At 67.5% G+C, this 6,327-nt stretch carries 7 protein-coding genes and 1 tRNA gene; 3 read left to right on the top strand and 5 right to left on the bottom strand.

Annotated elements, in window-relative coordinates:
• Positions 1-1,231, top strand: a 1,231-nt coding sequence (locus DD1DGNOD_RS20615; RefSeq protein WP_241255874.1) for an adenylosuccinate synthetase, incomplete at its 5' end; no start/stop codon positions are given.
• A 317-nt stretch (positions 1,232-1,548) separates the two neighbouring features.
• Complete coding sequence (locus DD1DGNOD_RS20610) at positions 1,549-1,920, top strand: VOC family protein (RefSeq protein WP_131768158.1); 372 nt, start codon at positions 1,549-1,551, stop codon at positions 1,918-1,920.
• Positions 1,921-2,241: 321 nt separating this feature from the next.
• On the opposite strand, the gene DD1DGNOD_RS20605 is transcribed toward DD1DGNOD_RS20610, so the two are convergent.
• From DD1DGNOD_RS20605 to DD1DGNOD_RS20590, 4 genes are all read right to left on the bottom strand, one after another.
• Complete coding sequence (locus tag DD1DGNOD_RS20605; protein ID WP_131768167.1) at positions 2,242-2,715, bottom strand: VOC family protein; 474 nt, start codon at positions 2,713-2,715, stop codon at positions 2,242-2,244.
• A 10-nt stretch (positions 2,716-2,725) separates the two neighbouring features.
• Complete coding sequence (locus DD1DGNOD_RS20600; protein ID WP_206443340.1) at positions 2,726-3,148, bottom strand: helix-turn-helix domain-containing protein; 423 nt, start codon at positions 3,146-3,148, stop codon at positions 2,726-2,728.
• An 80-nt stretch (positions 3,149-3,228) separates the two neighbouring features.
• The gene (locus DD1DGNOD_RS20595) at positions 3,229-3,435 is read right to left on the bottom strand and encodes a hypothetical protein (protein WP_131768157.1); all 207 of its coding nucleotides are present in this window, start codon (positions 3,433-3,435) and stop codon (positions 3,229-3,231) included.
• The gene (locus tag DD1DGNOD_RS20590; protein WP_165035190.1) at positions 3,432-4,019 is read right to left on the bottom strand and encodes a low temperature requirement protein A; all 588 of its coding nucleotides are present in this window, start codon (positions 4,017-4,019) and stop codon (positions 3,432-3,434) included. Before DD1DGNOD_RS20590 ends, DD1DGNOD_RS20595 begins: the two co-directional genes overlap by 4 nt.
• Positions 4,020-4,377: 358 nt before the next feature.
• Here DD1DGNOD_RS20590 and DD1DGNOD_RS20585 point away from each other — a divergent pair.
• Positions 4,378-4,454, top strand: a tRNA-Ile gene (locus DD1DGNOD_RS20585).
• On the opposite strand, the gene DD1DGNOD_RS31380 is transcribed toward DD1DGNOD_RS20585, so the two are convergent.
• Complete coding sequence (locus tag DD1DGNOD_RS31380) at positions 4,411-6,288, bottom strand: recombinase family protein (protein ID WP_430827844.1); 1,878 nt, start codon at positions 6,286-6,288, stop codon at positions 4,411-4,413. The genes DD1DGNOD_RS20585 and DD1DGNOD_RS31380 overlap by 44 nt on opposite strands.
• Between the last annotated feature and the right edge of the window lie 39 nt (positions 6,289-6,327).

Below are 6,327 nucleotides of genomic sequence, written 5' to 3'. Positions count from 1 at the left end.
TCACCACACCTTCGCGCAGATCGGCTCGGGAGCGTTCACCGCGGGCACCGCCACCCACCTGTCCCGTCACATGCTTGTCGATCCGCTCGCGCTGGCCGCCGAGGCCGACCATCTCGAGGCTGCCGGCGTGCCCGGCCCGCTCGCCCGCCTGACCGTCCACCGTGATGCCCTGATCACCACCCCTTACCACGTGGCAGCGAACCGCATCCGCGAACGGGCCAGGGTTCCCGCCCGTCACGGGTCGTGCGGCATGGGCATCGGTGAGACCGTCGCCTACGCACTGGCCCACCCCGATGACAGCCCCCGGGCCGGGGACTGCCTCGCCCCCGCCCGGCTGCGTCGCCTCCTCACCGCGCTCCGTGACCGCCTGACCGACGAGCTGGGCCCGCTGGCCGCGCCAGCGGTCGACGACTGCGCGGCGGCCTTCCGCGCCTTCTCCGATGTCGTCGACCTCGTTGACGACTCGTACGTCCGCATGTTGCTGCGCGGCGGGCCCGTGGTGTTCGAGGGGGCCCAAGGCGTGCTCCTCGACGAGTGGCACGGCTTCCATCCCTACACCACCTGGTCCACGACCACCCCGGCGAACGCCGACAAGCTGCTCGCGGACGCGGGGATGGCGGGGGAGGCGCTGCGGCTGGGAGTGATCCGCACCTACACCACCCGGCACGGCACCGGCCCCCTGGTCACTGAGGACGCGGGGTTGACCGCCGCGCTGCCCGACGTCCACAACGGCACCGGCCCCTGGCAGGGCGCTTTCCGTGTGGGTCACTTCGACACGGTGGCGCACCGTTACGCCGCCGATGTCGTCGGCGGGGTGGACGCCATTGCGCTGACCCACCTCGACGTGGCCGCCCGGCACCGTCTCGCAGCCTGTCACGCCTACGAGATCGACGGCGTGACGGTCACCCGGCTGGCACCGGAACCATCCGACGACCGGGTGCTTCGGCAGGTCGGGGAGGCCCAGGTGCCCGGATCACCAGGGGGCCAAAGGCGGCACGATCATGCTTTTTTCGCGCCGCCGGAGGCCCAGGTTCCCGGGACATTGGTGGGTCAGGCGAGGCTGACCAGCCGGTTGGCGAGGGCACGGCCCGTCCTTGAGCCCGTCCCGGATGCTGCCGCCTGGCCGCGACTTGTGCAGGAGGCCCTCGGCGCCCCGGTGACCCTGCTCTCCTACGGGCCGCGCAGCCGTGACAAGCGCTCGCGATCGGTGGCGGGGATGCGGGGACGATGACCGGGTTATGCCGGTTACGCCGTCGTGCCGGATCGTATAGGGCGGCGGTGTGTGCGGCGGTGAACCCGTTCGACCACGCCGGCGAGCCGAACGCATCCCGCTGTAGAAGACTGCGAAGCGCACGTCGTCCGTGCGCTGAGGGGGTGGAGCGGTTGCAGCCGGGAACGCGTTGGATGAGCCTGAGGTGCGTCCCGGTGCAAGGTCGTAGCTGGTCTGATTCATCCGGTCTGGTCATCGTGTAGGTGCCGTCGGCGGGCCGTCGAGGCGCGCCTGCGCGCAGGCGTCGGCGCGTTCGGTGCGGAAGGGAAAAAGAGATCATGGGGCAGCCAGTAGTCCACTTCGAGATCGTCGGTAAGGACGCCGAAAAGCTGAAGAGCTACTATTCCGGCCTGTTCGGGTGGGAGATCAACTCTGACAACCCGATGAATTACGGGACCGTGCAGCGCGAGGGCAATGTCAATGCCGAAGGCATCGGAATCGGCGGCGGCATCGGATCGGGTCCGCAGGGGTACCCCGGCCATGTCACGTTCTACGTCGAGGTGCCCGACGTGGAGGCCGCGCTCGCGAAGGCCGAGAGCCTGGGAGGGTCGCGGGTAATGGGGCCGGAGAAGGTGATGGAAGGGGTCGAGCTAGGACTTTTCAACGATCCCGAGGGTCACCTGGTCGGTGTCGTGAAGTCCGCGTCCTAGCAGTCCCGGTGTGCTTCAGGGCCCCGCTTCACGCGGGGCCCTTCTCGCCTGCACCCGCGAACATGGCGAGAGCTCATGCGCCGCAGACACCCCGACCTGGCTGCGTGGCACGGTCACCAGGATGGAGATGCGGTACATCCCACCATCAACCCGCATCCCCGGGCGCGTTACCGTGACCAGTCGCCGACAGGACCAGCTGATCTTCTCTGTGGAGCCGGACAGCCGATCCGGACAGCGATATGGAGCCCCCTGCGGGGGCACTGCACCGCGTATGAGCGATCCTTCCCAGGATCGGCATGTCCCCGGCTACGGCGCCCGGTATCAGCGGTCCGCCGGTGCTTCCGCCTTCCAACGCTTGCGTACCTCGTCGGTGATCTCGCCGATCTCGGCGGCCGGCTGCCCGATGCGGATGTGGTTGCCGAAGGGATCGCGCAGCGCGCAGTCGATGCCGTAGGGCTGCTCGGTCGGCTCCTGGGTGAACTCGGCGCCGCGGGTCTTGAGCTCCTCGTAGGTCTTTCGGCAGTCGTCGGTCCTCAGGATGAAGCCGAGGCCCATCGCGCCCTTGGTCACCAGGTCGCGTACCTGCGCGGCGGTCTGTTCGCTCATGGCGGGCGGGCCGGGTTTCTCCAGCAGGATCTCGCGCTCGGGCTGGCCGGGGACGCTGACGGTCAGCCAGCGCATGAAGCCGAGATCCACGTCAGTGGTGACCTCCAGCCCGAGCTTGCCGACATAGAAGTCCAAAGCTTGGTCCTGGTCGAGAACGTAGACGGATGAGTGTGTGATGGCGTTGAACATGCCGGCAACGCTACGTAAGTCCACCCCGGTCCGCTTCTCCGAAACTGCTCGGTCGCAGCCATGCCATCCCGAAACAGGTCGGCACCGGTACCGGCCCGGCTCGCCGACGGTACGACGACGGCGACTCGCCGACGACGGCGTGGAACGTCCGGCTGAAGGTGCCGAGGCTTGTGAAGCCGACGTCGAAGCAGACGTCCGTCACGCTCCGATCGGTCTCTCGCAGGAGCGCCATCGCCCGCTCGACGCGACGTCGCTGCAGGTAGCGGTGTGGCGTCTCGCCGAAGGTTGTGCGAAAAGCCCGGATGAAGTGCGCCGGCGAGACGAATGCGATCCGCGCCAGCGCGGGGATGTCGAGCGGCTTCGCGTAGTCGCGGTCCATGGCGTCACGCGCCCGTAGCATCCGACGGTTGCTGTCCTCGACCGACCGGTTCACGGGCTGCCGCTGTTCACAGGCTGCCGCTGCATGCCGGCACTCTATCGGCGTCCAGGCTGTGGCTACTCATGGTGATTTAATCACCGTAGAAAGACATAGCAGGCGACGACGAGCGCCGTTGTCGCGGCCGCGGTGAGCGGCAACGCGAATGGCCAGGGTGCCGTGGTCGCCGCCAGAATCACGCCCACGGCCACCGGAAAGCCCGCGTCGTAGCGGGCACCCCGGCGGTGCGGTCGCACGTGCAGCAACCACACGCTGAGCAGGTACACCGCGACCGGAACGGTCACGGCCCCGTTTGCGACGCCGGAGCCGATATGCACCTGTGCGTCGCGTAGTCGACGGCAAGCGCGAGGCCCGCGCCGACCGCCGCCGCGGAGGAGAAGATCAAATAGTGGCCGTAGTCCCACAGGAAGGCGTTCCGGTTGGTGTCGGAGAGAAACCGGTGCGCCGGGTGGTCGAAGTACAGCCACCACATCGAGAACACGACGAACAGCGCGGACACGGCGAGCGCTGTCAGGCCGTCGGACGCGTCGTCGGCATGTTCCGCATCGAGGCCGTCCTGTACCGCGGCCGTTGCGGCCAGGATCGTCTCCCCGAGCACAATGATCGTGAACAGGCCGTACCGTTCGGCGATGTGATGTGGATGCCAGGTGGTCGCGTGCGCCCGTTCGGCCCACACCGGCACGCTGAGCTCGGCGGCAACCATCAGAAGGAAACCCGGCAGGTAAACGCTTTCGGACAGCACCAGGAGGATAACCCAGCCTGCCCAGCAGGTGGTGATCCAGACCGTGAAGCGCAGCGCGGTGGTCCGTCCAGCGCTGTCGGAATGCGCGGCGCGCCACCATCGGCCGGAGCCAGGAGCCCGCGGCACGGTTTGAAGCGTCCTGGTTGTACGTGATATTGGCCCGGTCGTGCATGATGTTGTGACCTCCTCGGCTGCTGAGGGGACAACCTTCTGGCAACCGACGCACGCCGGGCGATGTCCCGGCTGAACGATCGGCATTCCGGCGGGGCCTGTCCATGAAGGTCCGTCATGCCTTGACTCCGCTGGATGCAGGCTCCCCGAACTCGCCTGACGGTCGTCGGTCGACCCGTTCGAGTCGATATCGGGGGATCGACGGCCTCATCCGGGCCCGATGATCTCTCCTCGTTGCATGGTGGCGATATGCTCAGCCGGTCGGCGTGCCATCCACCAACATGGCGGTGAGCGCGACCGGTGCGATGGTCACGGGGCGGTAGCTCAGTCGGTTAGAGCAGCGGACTCATAATCCGTCGGTCGTGGGTTCGAGTCCCACCCGCCCCACCATCCCGGTCTTACTCGAACCCACTCCCCACAAAGAGTAATCGAGCAATCCCGGGACAGTAACAACATCACCGGTCGTGGCGTCCTCCGCAAGGGGGACGCCACTGTCGTCCCGCCGCTCGTAGTGTGCCGCGGCCAGCGCGAAGCGGCGGCGCAGCCGGTCTGTGGTCTTGCGCCCATCGTCTGTGGGTTCCGCCTCACCGTTTGCTGCCCGTGGCTCCTCCACCCGGCTGGCGGCCTCGGTGCCGGTCGCCGGTTCGGTACGGCCCTCCCGCCGCAAATACACCACCGTCTCGAACGGCTCCGTCAGCTCGTCGGCCGCCACATACGGCCCCTCACCCTCGAAGTCGATGAACAGCTTGGTAAAGATCGCCTTGTTCAGGATGGCCCGGGTGCGCTTCTGCGCCACCCGGTACAGCTCCTGTGGGTCGGCCAGCAGTTCCAGCATGCCGGCCACGACCTGGTAGCCCACCTGCAACTCACCATCGGCATCATCCAGCTGCCGCTTCAAACTGGCCCGTTCGTCGCGGATGGCCCGCATCCGCCCGCTGACTTTCTCCCGGGGCCAGTCCGGATCGCCCACCAGGTCGAGGTAGCGGTCCTCCCGGGCATCGAGCGCCTTGAGGCGCTTGGCGTACTGCGCCCGCAGCTGCCGGGTGTTGTTCGCGCCGTTGGCCACGGTCTGGTCCATGGCTGTCCGTAGCCGGTCGCCGACCTCGGCCGGGATACGCACCTGGCCGTAGTGCCGCAGCACGGCCTCCTCGATCCGCTCCACCACGATGTAGGGCAGATCGCAGGTACGCTCCTGCCGCCCGCGGCAGAAGTAGTAAAAATACTGCCCGCCGTGGCGGCCCTGGGCCCGGGCGATGATCAGCCGCCGCTCGCAGCGGCCGCACCACACCACGCCCTTGAGGTAGTGGTTGTAGGCACGTTCCCGGGTTCCGGAACGCCGCTCGGCGGCCAGTACCTTCTGCACCCGCTCGAACAGCTCCGGGTCGATCAGGGCCGGGTGCCGGCCCTGGAACTCCACTCCCTGGTAGGTGACGTAGCCCAGGTAGTAACGGTCCCGGAGCAGGTTACCGATCTTGTGGATCGAGATGGCCTTGGCTGGCCGTGCAGCCGTCGGCCGGGTGCGCAGGCCGGCTTCGGTCAGCGCCTGGCGCAACGACCGGAAGGTGTACTTGCCGGTGGCGTACAGCTCGAAGGCTATCCGGATGAGCGGCGCCCGTTCCGGGTCGATGGCCACGCTGCGGATCTCCCGGCCCTCGAACTGCTCCCCGACGTTGAGGTAGCCCAGCGGCGCTTGGCTGATGGTGCCGCCCCGGCGGGCCTTCTCGCCCATCTTGAAGCGGATGTCCTCGCCGTTGGCTCGGGACTGGAAGCCGTTGAACACGGCCAGGAAGCCGTGCATGGCCTCGCCGAGCGGGGTGTCGTCGAACTTCTCGGTGGCCGAGATCATGGTGACGCCCAGCTCGCGGAGCATGGCGTAGGTGATGCCGTTTTCCGCCCAGTTGCGGTGCATCCGGGACAGCGAGTAGAAGATGACGTAGTCCACGTCGCGCTGCTCGCGGATGCGGGCGATCATCTTCTTGAACTCCGGTCGTTTGTGGATGGCGGTCGCCGACCGGCCGGGTTCCAGGTATTCGTCGACGGTCTCGACGCCGAGTTCCCGGGCCTGCTCGGCACACTTGCGGCGCTGGGCCGGCAGCGAGATGCCCTCCGGGTCGTAGTCGGTCTTGACCTGTCCGGAGGTTGAGACCCGCAGGTAGGTGATGGCCCGTTTCGGCTGGTCGCTGCCTGGCGCCTCACTGCGGAAGTAGCGAGTTTTGCTGGTCATACTGTTCCTGCCTCCGATCTTGTTTTGTTTAGTAAATTC

The organism is Candidatus Protofrankia californiensis (assembly GCF_900634765.1).
GTDB classification, from domain to species: Bacteria; Actinomycetota; Actinomycetes; order Frankiales; family Frankiaceae; genus Protofrankia; species Protofrankia californiensis.
The sequence above is the reverse complement of the archived record's forward strand: the minus strand, read 5'-3'. Positions and strand labels throughout refer to the sequence as shown.